This window comes from Kitasatospora sp. NPDC059577 (genome assembly GCF_042735475.1).
In the GTDB taxonomy this organism is placed as follows: Bacteria; Actinomycetota; Actinomycetes; order Streptomycetales; family Streptomycetaceae; genus Kitasatospora.
This window is the reverse complement of the sequence record NZ_JBHWBZ010000001.1, coordinates 568,799-585,984: the sequence shown is the minus strand read 5'-3', so window position 1 is coordinate 585,984 and position 17,186 is coordinate 568,799. Positions and strand designations below refer to the sequence as shown.

The window sequence follows — 17,186 nt, the reverse complement described above, 5'->3', positions numbered from 1 at the left end:
TTTGTTGAATACTACACACAGCATTCGTGGGGGCGGCGCCCCCGCCCGGGGCCCCCACCGGCGGGCCCGGGGCCGGCCCCCCCCCCCCACCCCGCCGGGCCCCCACCCCGCGCGTCACCGGGAGGAGCAGCGGCGGCCCGTACCCGCCGCCGCGCCGGCGATGTCGTAGCCGCAGGCTACTCTCCGCCCCGTGAACGATCAGGTGTGGGTGGGCGTGCGGGAGCGGGTACGGGCGCTGGCCGCCGCATCAGGGGCGGGGTCACGTCCCGTGTTCGGGGCGGCCGGCCACGGGTTCCGGCTGGACCCGGTGCTGTCGCCCGCGGAGCTGGCCGAGTTGGAGGCGCAGATCGGCGTCCGGCTGCCTCAGGAGTACCGCACGTTCCTGCTGACGGTCGGCGCGGGCGGGGCGGGCCCGGCGTACGGGGTCTTCCCCGCGCAGCGCGAGGACGACGGGTGGCGGTGGACCGGCGACGGCGCCGACCTGGCCGACCGGTCCCGGCTCGCCGAACCGTTCCCGGTGCGGGGCCCCGACCCGGCGGTCCTGGAGAAGCTGTCCGGGGAGCGCCCCGAGGAGGAGGAGTTCGACGACGAGGAGGACTTCGACACGGCCTACGAGGACTGGGACCGGCGGTGGGCGGACGTGCTGTGGGACCCGGAGCGCACCGTCGGCGCGATCGCGATCTGTCACCTCGGCTGCGCCGGCCGACAGTGGTTGGTGATCAGCGGACCGGAGCGCGGCCGGATCTGGTCCGACGACCGGGTCGACGACGTCGACCTGGCCCCCCTCCTCACCGAACAGGGGCAGCCCGTGACATTCGCGCGCTGGTACCTGGACTGGCTCGACCGGGCCGAACAGCAGATCCGGTGACCACGCGCAGCCGGTGGCACCCACCCCGGCGCGCGCCCCACCCGCCACCGAACGGGCGGAGCCGAAGCGGCCCTTGACGGACGATCGGCCCCCGGTCGATCGACGAGCCGCCGGGTGGCACACCTCACACCGGAGATCCTTCCGATTCCCGCTCGGCCCGGCGCCCGGCGTGTCAGCCTGTGCGTCGCACGTAGTTGATCATCTGACGCATGAACGGGGACATCGAATGCCGAACAAGAAGGCCAAGTCGGCGCTGGTAGTGGCTGCGGCCGGCATGGCGCTGGTCGTCGGGGGCGGTACCGCCAGCGCGAACCCCAACGCGGCGTACATCGGGTACGGGCACGTCACCTCCGGGACCCCGGTGTGGTGCGTCCAGCAGATGCTCAACTTCATCGCCGACGCTCCGCACCCGGGGCCGTCCGCGCCCGGCAGGCTCGATCTGGACAGCTCCTTCGGTCCGGCCACCTACGCCATGGTCGAGTGGCTGCAGGCGGCCAACAACGCGCAGCCGAACGCCTCCCGGCTCGACGTGGACGGCGTGGTCGGCCCTGCCACCGGCACCGTCATCCTGAACTGGGCCGGCCAGGACCACTTCCGGGACTACTGCAAGGCGTACGTCCCCTCGTACTCGTAGCCGATCCGGCAGTGGCGGGGGCCCGGTCGCCGCGCGAACCGGACCCCCGCCACCCGGGCCTCGGCGGGCACCCGGGGCGGCCCTCCGTGCGCTCGTGTCACATCCCGCCCTGGCTCTCGACGGCGTCGGCCACCGCGATGGCTATCCCGAGTGCCTCCGTGATGTGGGTCGCGGCCGACATCACGCGTGCGGTGCCGACGATCGGCGCGATCGCGACCAGCACGTCCTGCAGTTGCTCCGCCGTCATGTGTTCGCTCATCGCCGGTTCGAGGTGGGCGAGGTAGGAGACGGCTGGTGCGTCCATCGCCACCAACGCCGCGATCCGGGTGAGGATCAGCGTGTCGGGGGCCAGGCCACAGCGTTCGATCGAATCGGCGGTCATCGCCGCGAGGGTGTCGAGGACGGGGGTCTCGGATGCGATTGTCATGTCAGACCATCTCCGCGGATTGTTCGGGTCGGTACCGGCTCATGTCGTGGACTCGTGCGACGCCGGCGGCCTCGCGGACGGCACGCCCCCGAACCGGGGGAGGCCGGGGGCTCCGGGGCCGGCGACGCGGTGGCTCCGGGTCGACGCGTGCGGCATCGGGGGCGACGCGTACGCTTCGCGGGCGGCGCGGTGGTGGCGTCGAGTTCGCCGCCGGTGACACCACGGCGGCGCCCCCGCGCGGCCCCGTCCTGGTGTGGAGCAGGTCGTCGGCTCGCATGACGACCGTCCGGGATCTCGTTCGAGGGGGATCCGGACCGCAAGCCCCGCCTTCACCGTAGGGCCGGCTCCATCGGCGGGTCATGGGCCGGACGGACCGCCGTCCTGGGCCGGACGGACCGCTGTGCTGGACCGTACGGGCCGACGTCCTGGACCGTACGGGCCGACGTTCTGGACCGTACGGCTCAATCCGGGCGCCCCGGGCGGGCGCCCCGGAGTCGCCGGGCGGGCCGCGGCGGGGGCGGATGTGCCGCCGGAGCGTTCACGGAGGATCGTTGAAGGCAGCGGACCGACCCGCACCGGTCTCCTCCGAACCCGCCGGACCGGGCGGGGCCGCGGTCAGGCCGCACGTCCTGGAGGTCCCCGTGAACACCACTCCCGCATCCGGTCCCACCGGTCCGGTCGTCGTCGGTACGGACGGCTCCGAGCCCGCCCGCAAGGCCGTGCTCTTCGCGCTCCGCGAGGCGCAGATCCGTGGGGTCGGCGTGCGGGCCGTCTGCGCCTTCGGCGGCCGGCACGCCGAGGCGGCGGACCGGTCCATGACCGGCTGGGGCGGGAGCGGCGCGGCCGCGCCGCACCTGGAGGAAGCCGTCGCCCGCGACGTGTCGGACACGGTCGAGGAACTGCGGCAGCAGGTCGGCGAGCCGTACGTCGAGGTCGAGGTGCGCTGTGAGCGCGGCCGGCCCGCCGAGGTCCTGCTGGACGCGAGCCAGGACGCCGGCCTGCTGGTGGTGGGGTCCCGCGGCGCCGGCCGCTGGGGCCGGCTCTCCCTCGGCTCGACCAGCACCGAGATCGTCCATCACGCCCACGTGCCCGTGGTCGTCGTGCCGCACGACACGCAGGGCTCAGCCGGGTGAACGGGTGCGCCGGACCGTGAGCCGGCCTGTGAGCCGGACCGTCCGTGCCGCGTCCCCCGCCGGGGCCTCCGGGGCCCGGGGCCGCTCCGTCCCCGGGCCCGCCGCCCGCAGGGCACCGGCTGCCCGAGGGGCACCGGCGGTCACCACCCCGCGATTCTCCCCACGGCGAATCCCACGCAGCACACGACCATGACGGCGATCACCAGCAGCGGGATCCAGCCGGGCCAGGCCGTGTGCAGTTCGACGGACTCCGGCGTCGAGATGCCCGCGCACGTCGAGGCCTCGCACTCGGGCGTCTCGGTGGGAGGGCTCACGGGTACGGGGCGCTCGTGGGTGCGGCTCTGCTGGTCGACGGTCATGACGTGCTCCCGTGGTCGGGGATGTCCGGGGCGTCGGCGGTGAGGTTCCCCGGCGCGCACGCACTCGGCAGGCCGGGCCTCCCGGACCCGCCGGTGGCCCGGTGGATCATCGGCTCCCATGGTCGCTCCGCGAGCGCCGTCCCCCCAGTCGCACCGTTTCCGCAGCGTCATGCACCTCCGGCGGAGGGCAGCGCGCTCGGTCGGGTGGCACACCGTGACCCGCCGACGGCCCACTGCCCGCGCCGCCTGGACGGCGTCCCCGAGCTGCCGGCCGCGGACCGCGCCCGCCTTCCCACGCCGACCGGCCCGCTCCGACCGGCCCGCCGTACCGCTACGCGCCGTCCAGCGTCTCCACCAGCGCCGCCAGGAACTCCTTCGGCCGCTCCAGCTGCACGCTGTGCCCCGCTCCCTCGATCACCGTTTCGCCGACCCGCCCGCCCGCGACGGCGTAGCGCTCCAGGACGGCGCGGGTCTGCGCCACCATCGGCTGCGCCGGGCAGGTGTCGGCGCCGGGCCACCCCGGAACCGCACCGAGCGCGCCCAGGTGGGCCAGGTCGAAGAGCGAGGTGTCGGAGACGATCACGTCGGCCGAACCGCGGATCCACCGGATCGGTGGCTTCGGCTCGACCAGGTCCAGGTCGTCGATCCGGAAGTGGGTCGGCGCCAACGAGTTGAGCACCCCTCGGTCGCCGGGCCCGAAGCCCGGCCAGGTGTCGCTCGGGCGGACGTCGCCCGGGTAGTGGTCCTCCCCGACCCGGGTGGCCAGCATCGCGGCCAGGTAGCGGTCCGGCTCGGCCAACGGCCGGCTGACGTAGGCGGTGTCCAGGACCGAGCGCGGCGCGAACGGCGACCCGGCGCCGAGTTCGCCCTCCCGCAGCAGCCGGACGAACTCCGGGGCCGCGCCGCCCGCGCCGGAACCCGCGCCGTCGGGCGAGTTGAGCCGTCCGTCCGCCCCGCGGGTGCCTCCGAAGCCGTACGGGGAGACCGGGTTGACCAGGGTGAGCGAGCGGACCAGCTCCGGCCGGTCGCGCAGCAGTTGCAGCACCACGCCGCCGCCCATGCTCCAGCCGACCAGGTGCACCGGGCCGAGGGCCAGCGCCGCCAGGAAGGAGAGCAGGTCCTCGCTGTGGTCGCGCAGGCCCCGGGTGGCATCGACCGGCAGCGGTTCGGTGCCGCCGAAGCCGCGCAGGTCGGGCGCCAGCGGGCGGTAGCGGGCGGGGAGTTCGGCCATGGTCGGGTGCCAGAAGACACCGGAGGAGACGTTGCCGTGCACCAGGACCACGGGTTCCCCTGTGCGGCCCTCGATCTCGGCGTAGTTCACGGTCAGTCGGTCGGTGGCGATCAGTCGGTCGGCGATCGTACTGTCGGTGCTCATCCGGGACGTCCTCAGTTCAGCCAGCCGGCGACCTGCGCGCTCGCCGCGCCGTCCCAGCCGAGTTCCAGGTGGTTGGCGAGGGTGATGAGCGCGGTGCCGCCGACGGTGCCGAAGCCGGTGGTGTCCAGCGCGCTGGACACGAAGACCACGCCGTCGCTGGGACCGCGGTTCTCGTTGAAGATCCCGAGGATGCCGGGCGTGCCGCCGGCCAGCAGGTACGCCGTCACCGAGGAGGGCACCCCGGCCCTGCGCAGCGGGGCGATCAGCGAGCCGGCGTCGATCGCGGCCTGGATGCCGCCGCCGTCGGTGTAGAAGCCCTGGCCGCCGTAGTAGGTCGTGTACCAGTCCTGCTGGGTCTGGTCGACGCCGAAGACCGAGTCCCAGCGGGCCAGCATCTGCCGCTGCCCGGGGTAGTCGTCGTAGCCGCCCGTCGGGGTGAAGGAGAACTCCGGGTGCGCGGTGTAGGTGCCGTAGCAGGTCATGTGCAGGTGCGGGGAGGGGGCGTTGACCGCGCCACCGCACTGCGGCCAGATCGAGAAGTCGTGCGCCCACCCGTGCGCGAAGGGGTAGTCGTAGCCGCCGTTCGGTCCGCCGAGGGTGATCAGCTTGCGCACGTCGCCCGCGTACGGACGCCCCCAGGCCGGCTTGACGGAGGACACGTACGCCCGCGTCGACATCTCGCCCTTGCTCCAGCCCACCAGGTCCACCTGGGGGACCCCGAGCTTGGCGCGGATCAGTGCGACCGCGTCGCCGACCTCCTGGGCCTGCATCAGGTTGTCGCCCTGCTTGTGCGCGAAACCGATCGCGAAGACCCGGTAGCCCCGCCCGGCCAGGTACTGCATCAGACCGGTGTTCGGGCAGGAGGCGGCGCCGCAGCCGTAGCCGCCGGACTCGCCGGGATTGGCCCAGGCCCGGTCCGGGTTGTCGTTGGCGCCGTGGACCAGCAGGACCGGGACCTGGTGCGCGCCGGTGTTCCAGCCCGGGGCCGAGTAGAGCAGGAAGCGACCGGAGTACGGCTGCTTGACGCCGCCGAAGAAGGTGAGCCGTTGCCCGTCCTGGTCGCCGCGGCCGTCCGGTGGGTACTGCTCCTGGCGGAAGCCGGGCGTGGTGTCGAGGTACCGCTCGACGTGGTCCCAGCCGTTGGCGACGCTGCCGTAGCTCCCCTCCAGGCTCAGGTTGGACGGCACCGCCGCCGCGGCCGGCCCTGACGGGACGACCGCGCCGATCAGCGCCAGCACGCCCGCGAGCAGCAGGCCCAGGCCTCTTCGCATACCCCGTTCACTCCTTCACGCCGAGGGTCCAGTGCGCGACACGCTACGGACGCCGGAGCGTGCGCCCCATGTCGGCGGCGCACACCCCGGGCGCCGAGGTGTGGCGGTCGGCCACCTGGCAAGGCCCCGTACTGCCCTCTCCCCCACCCCGGGCGCGGGCACCGCCGCGGGCCCGCCGCCGAGCGGGCCCGCTCGCGGGGTGCGGGATCGTTCCGGTCCGCCGCCCCGGCGCGTACTATCCTCGGATCCATGTCGAACTCTGATGCGCTGCTCGTCGACATCGCCGCGATGGTGGAGTCCGAGGGCAGCAACCAGATGCCCCTGACCGTGGTCGTCCCCGGGGCGGTCATCACCGGCCGGCTGGCACCGGAAAGCCTCTGGCACGAACGGGTGGCCGAAGTCCTCGCCGCCTCGGACCACTTGAAGCCCTTCGCCGCGTTGTTCCGGACACCCGCCACCGCCGACGGCGGGGACGCGGCACCACCCGACGTACGGCCCACCCACCTGCACCTGCACCTGGCCCGCATCCTGCAGGGCAGTTACGGCCTGCCCCACACCGGGGGCATGTACCGGATCGCCATCGAGGACATCAGCAGCTGGACGGTGGGAGACCTCAGCTACTCCGACCAGTGACACCCCGGCCACGCCCCACCCGTACCCGCGCCTGCACTCCGGGCGCGGGTACGCGCACGGGCACGGGTACGCGCACGGGCACGGCTGAGGCGCACCGGGGTGGGGACGTGACCGTCGCCGCGCACCCGCGGCTCGGCGGAGTCCGGCCCGTGGGTGCCGCGCCGACGCCCGGGGCGTTCACCCCGTACCGATCCGGCGGCCGGTGACCTCACCGGGCCGGATCCGCACCCACAGCGGCCGTGCGCCGCCGGCCCACGGTGCGGCGCCCGGCAGCGCCGCGAGGCGCTGTTGCTCCTCGGGGTCGTCGATGTGATGGGCCTCGCCGAGGATCAGGACGCTCCAGCCGCGGCTGCGGTGGTCGTCGACGTGGTCCACCTGGAAGGAGGCGGGCGAGCCGTCGTCCGGGGCGGCCGCGCCCTTGGGGGAGGTGCGGTAGACGATCGTCGCGGCGTCCACCGCGTAGTTCACCGGGAGGACCACGGGGGCCGGCCCGAGGGGCAGGCCGACCCGGCCGACGCCGTGGGTGCCGAGCAGTTCCCAGCACTGGGGCCCGGTCAGGTGGAGCAGCAGCGGGCGCGGGCCGGGGTCCGCCTGTCCCGGCGGCGCGTCCGGGCGGTGGCCGCCGGACAGCAGTTCCGGCCGGGTCACCCCGAGCGCGGCGGCGATCCGGGCGAAGGCGGGCGGGTCGAACTCGGGCCCGGACCCGAGGAGTTGCCGCAGGTAGGCCGGCGCCATGTTCGCCCGGTAGGCCAGCATCCATTCGCTCAGGCCGAGTTGGTCACGGCGTCGGACGATCCGGCGGGCGACGGCGGCGGGATCGGGGTGTTCGGTCATGGCGACGGCTCCTCCGTGGACGGGGGTCACGGCCGGCAGGGCGCGGTCCTTCGCGTCGGCCGCCTGCCGGGGTGGCGGGCCCCCGGGTCCGGCCGGACGGCCGCCCCGCGGATCACGTCGGCCCCTGACACCGTGCCGAGCGGCCGGCCCCGGTCGTCGACGACAGGGACGACCGGGACGGCGGGGACGGCGTCGCGGTGGGCCGGCGCCGCGGCCTCCTCGACCGGTGTGCCGGGCCGGGTGGCGACGACTTCGCTGGTCATCGCGTCCTGGACGTTCCGGTGCTGCACGCTCCTCGCTCCTCCTGCGGTACCCCCGCCTTCACTGTCCGTCCGCCCGAGGGCTGCGAACAGGGCCGTACGGTCCTTGCCGCCGGGCCGGTCCGGCCCAGGACGGCGCAGCCCGGTCGGCACACCACGGGGCGGGGGCGCCGCGCGGCCGTGGTGCCCCGCGCGGGCGGGTGCCGGTCCGCCGAAGCGGGCCCGGTGGCGCGGACCGGCCCGCCGGGCGGCGTCGGGCGAACCGGCGTGCCCGTCCGCAGACTGGAGGCAGACCGGTCGGCACGGAGGTCACGTCGTGGCAGCAGACCCACCTGCGGGGCATCCCGACATGCCCGACCCGTGGACGCTCCGGTACGAGGGCTTCGACCCGGCTGCGGAGGGGCTGCGGGAGGCGCTGTGCGCGGTCGGCAACGGGTACCTGGTCAGCCGGGGCGCCGCACCGGAGGCGGTGGCCGACGGGACGCACTATCCGGGGACGTACCTGGCCGGATGCTACGACCGGGCGGAGTCGACGGTGGCGGGCCGCGCGGTCACCAACGCGGACCTGGTGAACTGCCCGAACTGGCTGCCGCTGACCTTCCGGCCGCCCGGCGGGACGTGGTTCACGGGACCGCCCGCCCGGCAGACGCTGGAACTGGACCTGCGCCGAGGCCTGCTCACCCGCACCGCCCTCGTGGTCGACGAGCAGGGGCGGCGGACGCGGCTGGTGCAGCGCCGTTTCGCCAGCCAGGCCCGGCCGCACCTGCTCGCCCTGGAGACCACCCTCACCCCGGAGAACTGGTCGGGCCCCCTGGAGGTCCGTTCGGGCCTGGACGGCGACGTCGCCAACACCGGGGTCGCCCGGTACCGGGGGCTCGCCCGGCGCCACCTCGTCCCGGCCGGCCAGGGGACGGACGCGGCGGGGCTGCTCTGGCTGGAGGTCGACGCCGTCGGCTCGCCGTTGCGGATCGCCCTGTGCTGCCGGACGGCCGCCGGCCGGGCGGAGGTGGCGGCGGAGGCGGAGGCGGCGGTGACGGCGGAGGTGGCGGCGGAGTCCCGCGCGGGCTGGACGGCCCACCTCCTCACCGTGGACGCCGGGCCGGAGCGGCCCGTGACCGTCACGAAGACGGTCGCCGTGCACACCTCCCGCGACCGGGCGATCGAGACCCCGCTGCGGGCCTCCCGCCTGCTCGCCGCCGAGGCCGGCGACTTCGAGCAGCTGCTCGGCGAACACGCCCTGCGCTGGGCGGAGCTGTGGCGCCGCTGCGGGATCGAGGCCGACTTCGACGGCGCCGGCGCACTGCACCTGAACCTGTTCCACCTGCTGCAGACCCACACCGAGCACTCCGTCGACCTGGACGTCGGCGTCCCGGCCCGGGGACTGCACGGCGAGGCGTACCGGGGACACGTCTTCTGGGACGAACTGTTCGTGCTGCGGCTGCTCGACCTGCGCTTCCCCGACCTCGCCCGCGCCGTACTGCGCTACCGCCACCGCCGCCTCGACGCCGCCCGCCGCGAGGCCCGCGCGCTCGGCCTGCGCGGGGCGATGTACCCGTGGCAGAGCGCCGGCGACGGCCGGGAGGAGTCCCAGCAGGTGCACCTCAACCCCCTGTCCGGCCGCTGGCTGCCCGACCACAGCCACCTCCAGCGGCACGTCGGATCGGCCGTCGCCTACAACGTGTGGCAGTACTACCAGTCCACCGGGGACCGGGACTTCCTGGCCACGGCCGGCGCCGAGATGCTGCTGGAGATCGCCCGCTTCTGGTCCTCCGCCGCCGACTACGACCGGGACCGGGAACACTGGTCGATCCGCGGCGTGCTCGGCCCCGACGAGTACCACGACGCCTACCCCTGGGAGACGCGGCCCGGCCTGGACGACAACGCGTACACCAACGTGCTGGCCTCCTGGGTGCTGGCCCGCGCCCAGGACGCCCTGGACGTCCTGCCCGGCTACCGCCGCGACGAGCTGCGCGAGCGCCTCGCCCTCGACGCCGCGGAGCTCGACCGCTGGCAGGACGTCGGCCGGCGCCTGCACGTCCCGTTCCACGAGGGCGTCCTCAGCCAGTTCGACGGCTACGAGCGGCTCGCCGAACTCGACTGGCCGGGCTACCGGCGCCGCCACCCGGACCTGCGCCGGCTCGACCGGATCCTGGAGGCCGAGGGCGACACCGTGAACCGCTACAAGGCCTCCAAGCAGGCCGACGCGCTGATGCTCTGGTACCTGTTCTCCGCCCGGGAGGTGCGCGACCTGCTGCGGCGCCTCGGCCACCCGGCCGGCCACGAACTGCTGCGCCGCACGACCGACTACTACCTGCGGCGCACCGTCCACGGCTCGACGCTCAGCTCGGTGGTGCACGCCTGGGTCCTCACCCGCTCCGACCGCCGCGCCTCGTGGCACTACTTCCGGGACGCCCTGGTGGCCGACCTCCGGGACAGCCAGCACGGCACCACCGCGGAGGGCGTCCACCTGGGCGCCATGGCGGGCGCGGTCGACCTGCTGCAGCGCTGCTACACCGGTCTGGAGGTCCGCGAGGACGCCCTCTGGCTCGACCCGCACCTGCCCTCCGCCCTCCACCGGCTCGACCTGGACCTGCGCTACCGGGGCCACTGGGGCCTGGCGATCACCGTCGAGCGCCGAGCGGTCACGGTTGCCCTGCGCGAGGACCGGCAGGAGCCCGTCCGCGTCCGGCTGCGCGGCACCGAGGTGACGATCCGGCCCGGCGAGACCCGGATCCTGCACCTCTGACGAGCCCGAACCGTGACGGGCCCGGGCTCGGTGCGCCGTCCCGGACGCCGTCGGGACGGCGTCCGGGAGCGGGGACGCCGCTCGACGGTCCGGCGGCTCCCGGCGGACACTGGCAGGAACGGAGCCCCCGGCGCGCCCGGCACCGCCGGGTCACCCCGCCGGCGCCGCCCGGAGGCGGCTCCGCCGCGGAGAGGACCACGGTGGCCGACGCCGAACCGCGCCGCTGAGACGCCCCCACGGAGGTGAGTGATGAGCGAGAGTGCCGAACGACCGGCCCCGGTCGTCGGGGGAGTGGGCGTTTCTCCGGCCGCCGGGACCGCCTCGGGCCGGGCGGTGCGGCACACCGGGGGCGGCGGGGCCGGCGCGGATGCCGTGACCGGCCCGGCGGCCGACTACCGGGCGGTGTTCCGCGCCCTGCCCGGCATGGTCGCCCTGCTCTCGCCGGACCTGGTGTACGTGGACGCCAACGAGGACTTCGTCCGGATGTCGGGCCACAGCCGGGACCGGCTCGTCGGCCGGTACCTGTTCGACGTGTTCCCCGACAACCCGAAGGACCCGACCGCCACCGGTGCCCGCAACCTGGAGGCGTCGCTGCGCAGGGTCCTGGCGACCGGTGAACGCGACACCATGGCCCTGCAGCGCTACGACGTCGAATCGACCACCGTGCCCGGCGAGTGGCAGGAACGGTACTGGAGCCCGGTCAACGAGCCCGTCCTCGACGCCGACGGCCGGGTGGTGCTGCTCGTCCACCGGGTCGAGGAGATCACCGAGCTGATCCGGGCCCACGGCCTGCCGGAGGGCAACCGCGCCCGCGTCCTGGAGGCCGAGCTCTACACCCGTGCCCGCGAACTGCAGGAGGTCAACGAGCGCCTGCGCGCGGCGCACGCCCGGGAACGGGAGGTCGCGCTCGCGCTCCAGGAGGCCATGCTGCCCGCGCCCAGACCGCTCGGGCACCACGACGCCGCGGTCCGCTACCGGCCGGCCGTGGGCACGCTCAACGTCTGCGGCGACTGGTACGACCTGGTCGAACTCCCGGGCGAGCGCATCGCGGTCGCCGTCGGGGACGTGGTCGGCCACGGGCTGCTGGCCGCCGGTGTGATGGGCCAGCTCCGCAGCGCCCTCAGCGCCGCCTCACGGGTCGCCGCCGGACCGGCCCAGGCCCTGGAGGTCCTCGGGCTGTACGCCCGCTCCGTCGACGGCGCCGAATCCACCACCGCCGCCACCGCCTTCGTCGACTGCGCCGCGCGGACCGTCACCTACAGCAGCGCCGGGCACCCCCCGCCCGTCCTGGTCCGCGGCGACGGCACCGTGGAGTTCCTCGACGGCGCCACCGACCCACCGCTCGGCGCCCGCCCCGAACACCGGCCCCGGCCGGAGGCCGTCACCGGCTACGCCGAGGGCGACACCCTCGTCCTCTACACGGACGGGCTCGTGGAACGCCGCCGGGAGGACATCGACACCGGCCTGGGCCGGCTCGCCCGGGCGCTCTCCGACAACCGCCACGCCGACCCCGGCGCGCTCGCCGACCGGGTCCTCTCCGCGCTGCTGCCGCCCGGCGGCGCCACGGACGACGCCGCGCTGATCATCGTCCGGCTGTGACCCGGGCGCTCCGGCGGGTTCGGACGGCGTACGGACGGTGGGCCGCGAACACCGAACGGGCCCGCTCCACCTGGTCCACGGTGGGTGCGCGGCGGCGTTCGACCGCTCCCCGGCGCAGGAGGCGCCGTCACCGGAGCCGAACAGGTACCGCGCAAGCGCTCACCCGTGTCCCGGCGCTGCGGCCGGACGTCGCAACAGTGTCGATCCGCTCGGTCGACGCCGCTCGGACCCGCGGGTCGGACCCGCGGGTCGGACCCGCGGGTCGGGCGGCACTCGCGGCCCGCAGCAGCCCGAGGCGGTCCTCACGGCCCGGTGCCCTCACCCCCACGATGCGCGTCGACGGCCCCGACGGACTTCGGCGGCGACCCGCGGCACGGCATCGACGACAGCCTGGCCCAGGCCCTCACCGATCGAGACGTCGGCACCCTCGACCGCGACGATCCGCAGTTCGTGCGGCAGTCTGTCGAGCGCCGCCGCCAGTGCGACTCCGTGTCCGAGGCCCAGACCGTGGGTGCCGGCCGCCCGTCCCCCGCCCGCCGGCGGGTCGGCGAGCGGGTGACACCGACCTGCTCGGCGGCGGACGGGAGGCGCCGCCCGGCCGGGCCCGCGCCAACAGCCGGGTGCGGACCGAGGAACTCGACCCGGCGGCTTGCTGGGCCAAGCTCAACCCCGGCGGCGTCGGCCGCGTGCTGTTGACGGCACCGCGCGGCCTGGTGGCGCTGCCCGTCAACTACCGCGTGCTGGACGCGTCCATCCTGTGCCGCACGGCCGAGGAGGGCACCCTCGCCCGGTCCGCGGGCAGTGAGGTCGCCTTCGAGGTCGACCGGCTGGACGAGGTTTTCACCACCGGCTGGAGCGTCCTGGTGAACGGCATCGTCTCGGCCGTCCCCGAGCAGGAGGCCGTGCGCTGGTTCGAGCGGCACGCAGATCCGCGCCCCTGGGCGGGCGGCGTCCGTGACACCTGGATGCGCATCAAGCCGACCGGCATCAGTGGCCGGATCATCCGCCCGGAAGGTCCCCCCGTCATCGGGTCCGAGTTCGAGCCATAGGGGCTTGACGGCCTTCGGTCGACCTCGGCACCGTCCGGTGGGGCCCAGTGGTGGGCCGAACGGCCCTGCCGCCCCGCGCCCGGCCGCAGTCTGCTGGGAACAGAGGCCCGTTCCACCGCCCCGTACCTTCCGCCACACCGGCGTCCGCGGGCTGCCCGCGGGCGACGACGGCCGCCCGGTCGGCCAGGCCACCGTCGACCACCTGCCGCGCGGCGCCGTCCAGCGGCACGACGGCCTGCCGGTCCCGGTATCCCGAAGTGCCCTGCGGGACACAGTCGCGGGACTGCGACCCCATCCGACACCACACCCTCCGGAGGAGACCATGGCCGGCGAACCCCACAGAAGACTCCCCTTCGGGAACCGATGGCCCTCGCTCCCCGACCTGTTCGAGGCGTTCCCCACCGAGTTCCGCACGCCGCGCGGCGAGCACGTGATCCACATCGAGGAGTCCGGGGCCGACGGCGTCTACCAGCTCGGGGCCGAACTCCCCGGCGTCGACCCGGACAAGGACATCGCGATCAGCATCGACGACGGCGTCCTGACGGTCCAGGCCGAACGTACCGAGGAGAAGAAGGACAAGCAGCACTCCGAGTTCCGCTACGGCTCGTTCAGCCGCAGCATCCGGCTCCCCGCCGGAGTCCGCGACGAGGGACATCACCGCCTCGTACGACCAGGGCGTCCTGACCGTCCGGGCGCCGATCGGTGAGGTCGCGAAGCCCGCTCGCACGATCCGGATCGACCGGGGCGGTTGAACCCCGTGGCCGGGCCCGGACACCCGCCCGGGCCCGACGAGCGCAGGAGGCGACGATGACCACGAACACCCCGACACCGATGCGCACCAAGCGGTGGACCCTGCGTCTCGACCTCTTCGAGGAAGGTGACACCACCAAGGTCCACGCCCTCCTCGACACTGGCGACAACACCTTGAAGACCCGCACCACCGCCCACCGCAATCCCCACGACCCGCCCGTCCCCGAGATCGGTCCTGCGCGCCGGCCGCGTCGACTCGGCGGAGAACGACCGCTCCGGCGCGGGCTGAGCCGACAGTGCCCCGCAGCGGGGAAGGAGATTCGGCCGTGACGGCCCCGGCCGCCTATCGCCCGGTCCGGCTGACAGGGATTCCGGACACTTCCCTGTCACGCTGGCTGTGGCTGGTGAAGTGGGCGCTGGCGATCCCCCACGTCCTCGCCCTGCTCTTCCTGTGGATCGCGTTCGTCCTGGTCAGCGTGATCGCCTTCTTCACGATCCTCGTCACCGGGCGCTACCCGCGCCCCCTGTTCGACTTCAACCTGGGCGTGCTGCGCTGGACCTGGCGAGTGTCGTTCTACGCGTACGGCGCGCTGGGCACAGACCGCTACCCTCCGTTCAGCCTGAGCGAGGAACCGGACTACCCCGCCGTCCTCGACGTGGCCTACCCCGGGCGGCTCTCCCGCGGGCTGGTCCTGGTGAAGTGGTGGCTGCTCGCCGTCCCGCACTACCTGGTGATCAGCGTGCTCACCGGCGGCTCCCACGGCGGATGGACCGAAACCGGCTTCATCGGGCTGCTGGTGCTGATAGCCGCCGTCGCCCTGACGTTCACCGGCACCTACCCCCGCGACCTGTTCGACCTGATCATCGGCCTCGACCGCTGGGTCTTCCGGGTCGCGGCCTACGCCGCCCTGATGACCGATGAGTACCCGCCCTTCAGACTCGACCTGGGCGGCCCCGACCCCGGGGGCCGCGGAAACGCAGACGGGAGACCGTGATGAACGCGGCGCAACCGGTGCCGGCCGAGACCGGGGCCTGGGTGGTGGCCCGCCCCGGGCCGGTCGACGGAACCCGACCGGGCCCGTTGGCGTGGGAGCGACGGCCGGTGGACGCGCCCGGACCGCACGAACTCCTCGTGGAAGTGGAAGCCTGCGGAGTGTGCCGCACCGACCTGCACCTCGCGGAAGGCGACCTCGCCCCTCACCGCGCGAGGTGCACGCCCGGGCACGAGGTGGTCGGGCGGGTACGGGCGGCCGGCCCGGAGGTCCAGGGGTTCGCCGTCGGGGACCGCGCCGGAGTCGCCTGGCTGGCCGGGACCTGCGGCAACTGCGCCTACTGCCGCAACGGGCGCGAGAACCTCTGCCCCGACTCGCGCTACACCGGCTGGGACCGGCACGGCGGCTACGCCGGACACCTGACCGCCGACGCCCGCTTCGCCTACCGTCTGCCCGAGGGCCCGCCCGCCGAGGAACTCGCCCCGCTGCTGTGCGCAGGGATCATCGGCTACCGGGCCCTGGAGCGGGCCGACCTGCCGCCGGGCGGGACCCTGGGCATCTACGGCTTCGGGGCGTCCGCGCACCTGACCGCGCAACTCGCCCTCGCCAGGGGCGCACGCGTCGCCGTGTTCACCCGGACCCCCGCGGCGCGACGCCTGGCGCTGGAACTCGGCGCCCACTTCGCCGGCGACTCGTACGACCCTCCGCCGCGCCCGCTGGACTCCGCCATCCTCTTCGCCCCGGTCGGCGAACTCGTGCCCGTCGCCCTGGCGGCCCTCGACCGCGGCGGCACGCTCGCCGTCGCCGGGATCCACCTCACCGACATCCCGACGCTCGACTACCGGCAGCACCTCTTCCAGGAACGCACGCTGCGCAGCGTCACCGCCAACACCCGGGCCGACGGCGTGGCCTTCCTCGCCGAGGCGGCCCGGATCCACCCGGTCGTCCACCTGACCCGCTACCCGCTGCGAGGGGCCGACGCCGCGCTCGCAGACCTCGCCGCGGACCGGGTCACCGGTGTGGCCGTACTCGTCGCGGAGTAGCGGACGACGGAACAGAGGCACAGCGGAACAGCGGAACAGCGGAACAGCGGATCAGCGGAACAGGCGAACGGGCCGACGCCGCCGGGCGGTTCCGGACCGGGATCCGTCAGTACGGGAGGTTCCGAGCGGGCCGCCCACTGGTGTGCGACGCGGTGTTCCCGTCGTGCCGGGCCGTCGACGGCGGCGGCACCCGGCCGTCGCGGGCACCCGGGGCGGGACCGGCACCCGGGCCGGGACCGGCAACCGGGGCGGGCCGCCCCTGCAGGCAGGCGCGGGCGCACGCCAAGAGCAGGGCGGCGCACCGCAGATGGTGGTTGACCACGGGGACCGGGGTGCCGCGCAGGCGGTCGGCGGTGTGCAGCGCGGCGGCGGCCTGCTGCAGCAGCTCGCCGGTGCGGTGTATGGCGTGGCCCCGGTCGCTGGCCCGGTACTCCTTGGCCAGGGCTTCGGCGGCGTGGGCGAGTTCGCCGACACCCGGGTCCTCGACCGGTTCGGCACCGAAGAACTCCAGCGCGTACGCCAGTTCTGCCAGCCGGGCGCTGCGGCGCCTGTCCCACCACGTGCTCACGCTGCGATCATGCACCACGACGCGCCGTGGTGGGTGCGGAATCGGCCAACTCCCCCGCACCGGCGCCGACTCGGCGGCCCACTCCCCCGTCGCCCGGACGGGACGCCGGCTGCGGCCCACCGCCCCCGGCGATCACCGGTGCGGCGCCCCGGTGGTACGTTCACCGACACTGCACCGGAGGGGAGCGCAAGCCGATGGACAACGAACTGCGGCAGGCAGCCGTCGCGGCGCTCGGCGCACTCGGGCGAAGCCACGACTACCGCGACCGCGCGGATGCCGGGCAGGGCCTGGCCGGGTTCGCCGAACTGCCCGAGGCCGTCGGGCCACTGCTGGAGCTCGTGCTCGACCCGGGTGACACCTTCGTCACCCGGCAGACCGTACGGGCCCTGCTGCGCCGAAAGGACCAGGCCGGGCTGGCCGTGGTCGTCTCCGCGCTGGCCGTCGCCGACGAGAACCACGCCGACTGGATCCACACCGCCGTCGACGACGTGTTCGGCGTCTTCGCCGACGACCGGGACGCGGCGATGCGGCTGTGCGAGGAGATCTCCCGGGACGCCGTCGGGGACGAGGGGGGGGGGAGGGGGGGAGGACGCCGGGTGTTATAGCGATCGAGGGTACCACTAGACAATCACCCGGGGGCGAACC

The 17,186-nt window shown here is 74.7% G+C and carries 19 protein-coding genes; 12 read left to right on the top strand and 7 right to left on the bottom strand.

The window, feature by feature from the left end; translation table 11 throughout:
* Positions 1–190: 190 nt before the first annotated feature.
* A complete protein-coding gene (locus tag ACFV0O_RS02640; protein ID WP_380335303.1) occupies positions 191–868 on the top strand; it encodes an SMI1/KNR4 family protein in 678 nt (225 codons plus the stop codon).
* 226 nt (positions 869–1,094) lie between these two features.
* Positions 1,095–1,502 carry a peptidoglycan-binding protein gene (locus ACFV0O_RS02635; protein ID WP_380335300.1) on the top strand — a complete coding sequence of 136 codons (408 nt, stop codon included), beginning with the start codon at positions 1,095–1,097 and terminating at the stop codon, positions 1,500–1,502.
* A 97-nt stretch (positions 1,503–1,599) separates the two neighbouring features.
* Here ACFV0O_RS02635 and ACFV0O_RS02630 read toward each other — a convergent pair whose 3' ends face one another.
* Positions 1,600–1,929 carry a carboxymuconolactone decarboxylase family protein gene (locus ACFV0O_RS02630; RefSeq protein WP_380335299.1) on the bottom strand — a complete coding sequence of 110 codons (330 nt, stop codon included), beginning with the start codon at positions 1,927–1,929 and terminating at the stop codon, positions 1,600–1,602.
* A 641-nt stretch (positions 1,930–2,570) separates the two neighbouring features.
* Here ACFV0O_RS02630 and ACFV0O_RS02625 point away from each other — a divergent pair.
* Complete coding sequence (locus ACFV0O_RS02625) at positions 2,571–3,062, top strand: universal stress protein (protein ID WP_380335296.1); 492 nt, start codon at positions 2,571–2,573, stop codon at positions 3,060–3,062.
* Between the two features lie 140 nt (positions 3,063–3,202).
* Here ACFV0O_RS02625 and ACFV0O_RS02620 read toward each other — a convergent pair whose 3' ends face one another.
* The 3 genes from ACFV0O_RS02620 to ACFV0O_RS02610 form a co-directional block, all read right to left on the bottom strand.
* Positions 3,203–3,421, bottom strand: coding sequence for a DUF6480 family protein (locus tag ACFV0O_RS02620; RefSeq protein WP_380335293.1), 219 nt, complete (start codon positions 3,419–3,421; stop codon positions 3,203–3,205).
* A gap of 331 nt (positions 3,422–3,752) precedes the next feature.
* Positions 3,753–4,796, bottom strand: a complete 1,044-nt coding sequence (locus ACFV0O_RS02615; RefSeq protein WP_380335290.1) for an alpha/beta fold hydrolase — start codon at positions 4,794–4,796, stop codon at positions 3,753–3,755.
* A gap of 11 nt (positions 4,797–4,807) precedes the next feature.
* On the bottom strand, positions 4,808–6,067 hold the full coding sequence (locus ACFV0O_RS02610) for an esterase/lipase family protein (RefSeq protein ID WP_380335288.1): 1,260 nt from the start codon (positions 6,065–6,067) through the stop codon (positions 4,808–4,810).
* A 249-nt stretch (positions 6,068–6,316) separates the two neighbouring features.
* Between ACFV0O_RS02610 and ACFV0O_RS02605 the strand changes: the two genes are divergently transcribed.
* Complete coding sequence (locus ACFV0O_RS02605; RefSeq protein ID WP_380335285.1) at positions 6,317–6,700, top strand: hypothetical protein; 384 nt, start codon at positions 6,317–6,319, stop codon at positions 6,698–6,700.
* 177 nt (positions 6,701–6,877) lie between these two features.
* On the opposite strand, the gene ACFV0O_RS02600 is transcribed toward ACFV0O_RS02605, so the two are convergent.
* Both ACFV0O_RS02600 and ACFV0O_RS02595 read right to left on the bottom strand, forming a co-directional pair.
* On the bottom strand, positions 6,878–7,534 hold the full coding sequence (locus ACFV0O_RS02600) for a pyridoxamine 5'-phosphate oxidase family protein (protein WP_380335283.1): 657 nt from the start codon (positions 7,532–7,534) through the stop codon (positions 6,878–6,880).
* 26 nt (positions 7,535–7,560) lie between these two features.
* Positions 7,561–7,824 carry a CBS domain-containing protein gene (locus ACFV0O_RS02595; RefSeq protein ID WP_380335280.1) on the bottom strand — a complete coding sequence of 88 codons (264 nt, stop codon included), beginning with the start codon at positions 7,822–7,824 and terminating at the stop codon, positions 7,561–7,563.
* A gap of 286 nt (positions 7,825–8,110) precedes the next feature.
* On the opposite strand from ACFV0O_RS02595, the gene ACFV0O_RS02590 reads away from it, so the two are divergent.
* The 7 genes from ACFV0O_RS02590 to ACFV0O_RS02560 all read left to right on the top strand — a co-directional run bounded on the left by ACFV0O_RS02590 (position 8,111) and on the right by ACFV0O_RS02560 (position 15,973).
* Positions 8,111–10,540 (top strand): glycoside hydrolase family 65 protein, encoded by a 2,430-nt coding sequence (locus ACFV0O_RS02590; protein ID WP_380335277.1) that lies wholly within the window; start codon positions 8,111–8,113, stop codon positions 10,538–10,540.
* Positions 10,541–10,912: 372 nt separating this feature from the next.
* Positions 10,913–12,139 carry a PP2C family protein-serine/threonine phosphatase gene (locus ACFV0O_RS02585; RefSeq protein WP_380335378.1) on the top strand — a complete coding sequence of 409 codons (1,227 nt, stop codon included), beginning with the start codon at positions 10,913–10,915 and terminating at the stop codon, positions 12,137–12,139.
* A 620-nt stretch (positions 12,140–12,759) separates the two neighbouring features.
* A complete protein-coding gene (locus tag ACFV0O_RS02580; protein WP_380335274.1) occupies positions 12,760–13,188 on the top strand; it encodes a pyridoxamine 5'-phosphate oxidase family protein in 429 nt (142 codons plus the stop codon).
* 322 nt (positions 13,189–13,510) lie between these two features.
* Positions 13,511–13,894, top strand: a complete 384-nt coding sequence (locus ACFV0O_RS02575) for an Hsp20/alpha crystallin family protein (protein ID WP_380335271.1) — start codon at positions 13,511–13,513, stop codon at positions 13,892–13,894.
* Positions 13,895–13,995: 101 nt separating this feature from the next.
* On the top strand, positions 13,996–14,268 hold the full coding sequence (locus ACFV0O_RS02570) for a dsRBD fold-containing protein (protein ID WP_380335268.1): 273 nt from the start codon (positions 13,996–13,998) through the stop codon (positions 14,266–14,268).
* Positions 14,265–14,933, top strand: coding sequence for a DUF4389 domain-containing protein (locus tag ACFV0O_RS02565; protein ID WP_380335265.1), 669 nt, complete (start codon positions 14,265–14,267; stop codon positions 14,931–14,933). The genes ACFV0O_RS02570 and ACFV0O_RS02565 overlap by 4 nt, the downstream gene beginning before the upstream one ends.
* On the top strand, positions 14,933–15,973 hold the full coding sequence (locus ACFV0O_RS02560; RefSeq protein WP_380335262.1) for a zinc-dependent alcohol dehydrogenase family protein: 1,041 nt from the start codon (positions 14,933–14,935) through the stop codon (positions 15,971–15,973). Before ACFV0O_RS02565 ends, ACFV0O_RS02560 begins: the two co-directional genes overlap by 1 nt.
* A gap of 106 nt (positions 15,974–16,079) precedes the next feature.
* On the opposite strand, the gene ACFV0O_RS02555 is transcribed toward ACFV0O_RS02560, so the two are convergent.
* Positions 16,080–16,541 carry a hypothetical protein gene (locus ACFV0O_RS02555; RefSeq protein ID WP_380335260.1) on the bottom strand — a complete coding sequence of 154 codons (462 nt, stop codon included), beginning with the start codon at positions 16,539–16,541 and terminating at the stop codon, positions 16,080–16,082.
* A 194-nt stretch (positions 16,542–16,735) separates the two neighbouring features.
* On the opposite strand from ACFV0O_RS02555, the gene ACFV0O_RS02550 reads away from it, so the two are divergent.
* Positions 16,736–17,146: a hypothetical protein gene (locus tag ACFV0O_RS02550; RefSeq protein ID WP_380335257.1), complete on the top strand. Its 411-nt coding sequence runs from the start codon at positions 16,736–16,738 to the stop codon at positions 17,144–17,146.
* Positions 17,147–17,186 lie beyond the last annotated feature (40 nt).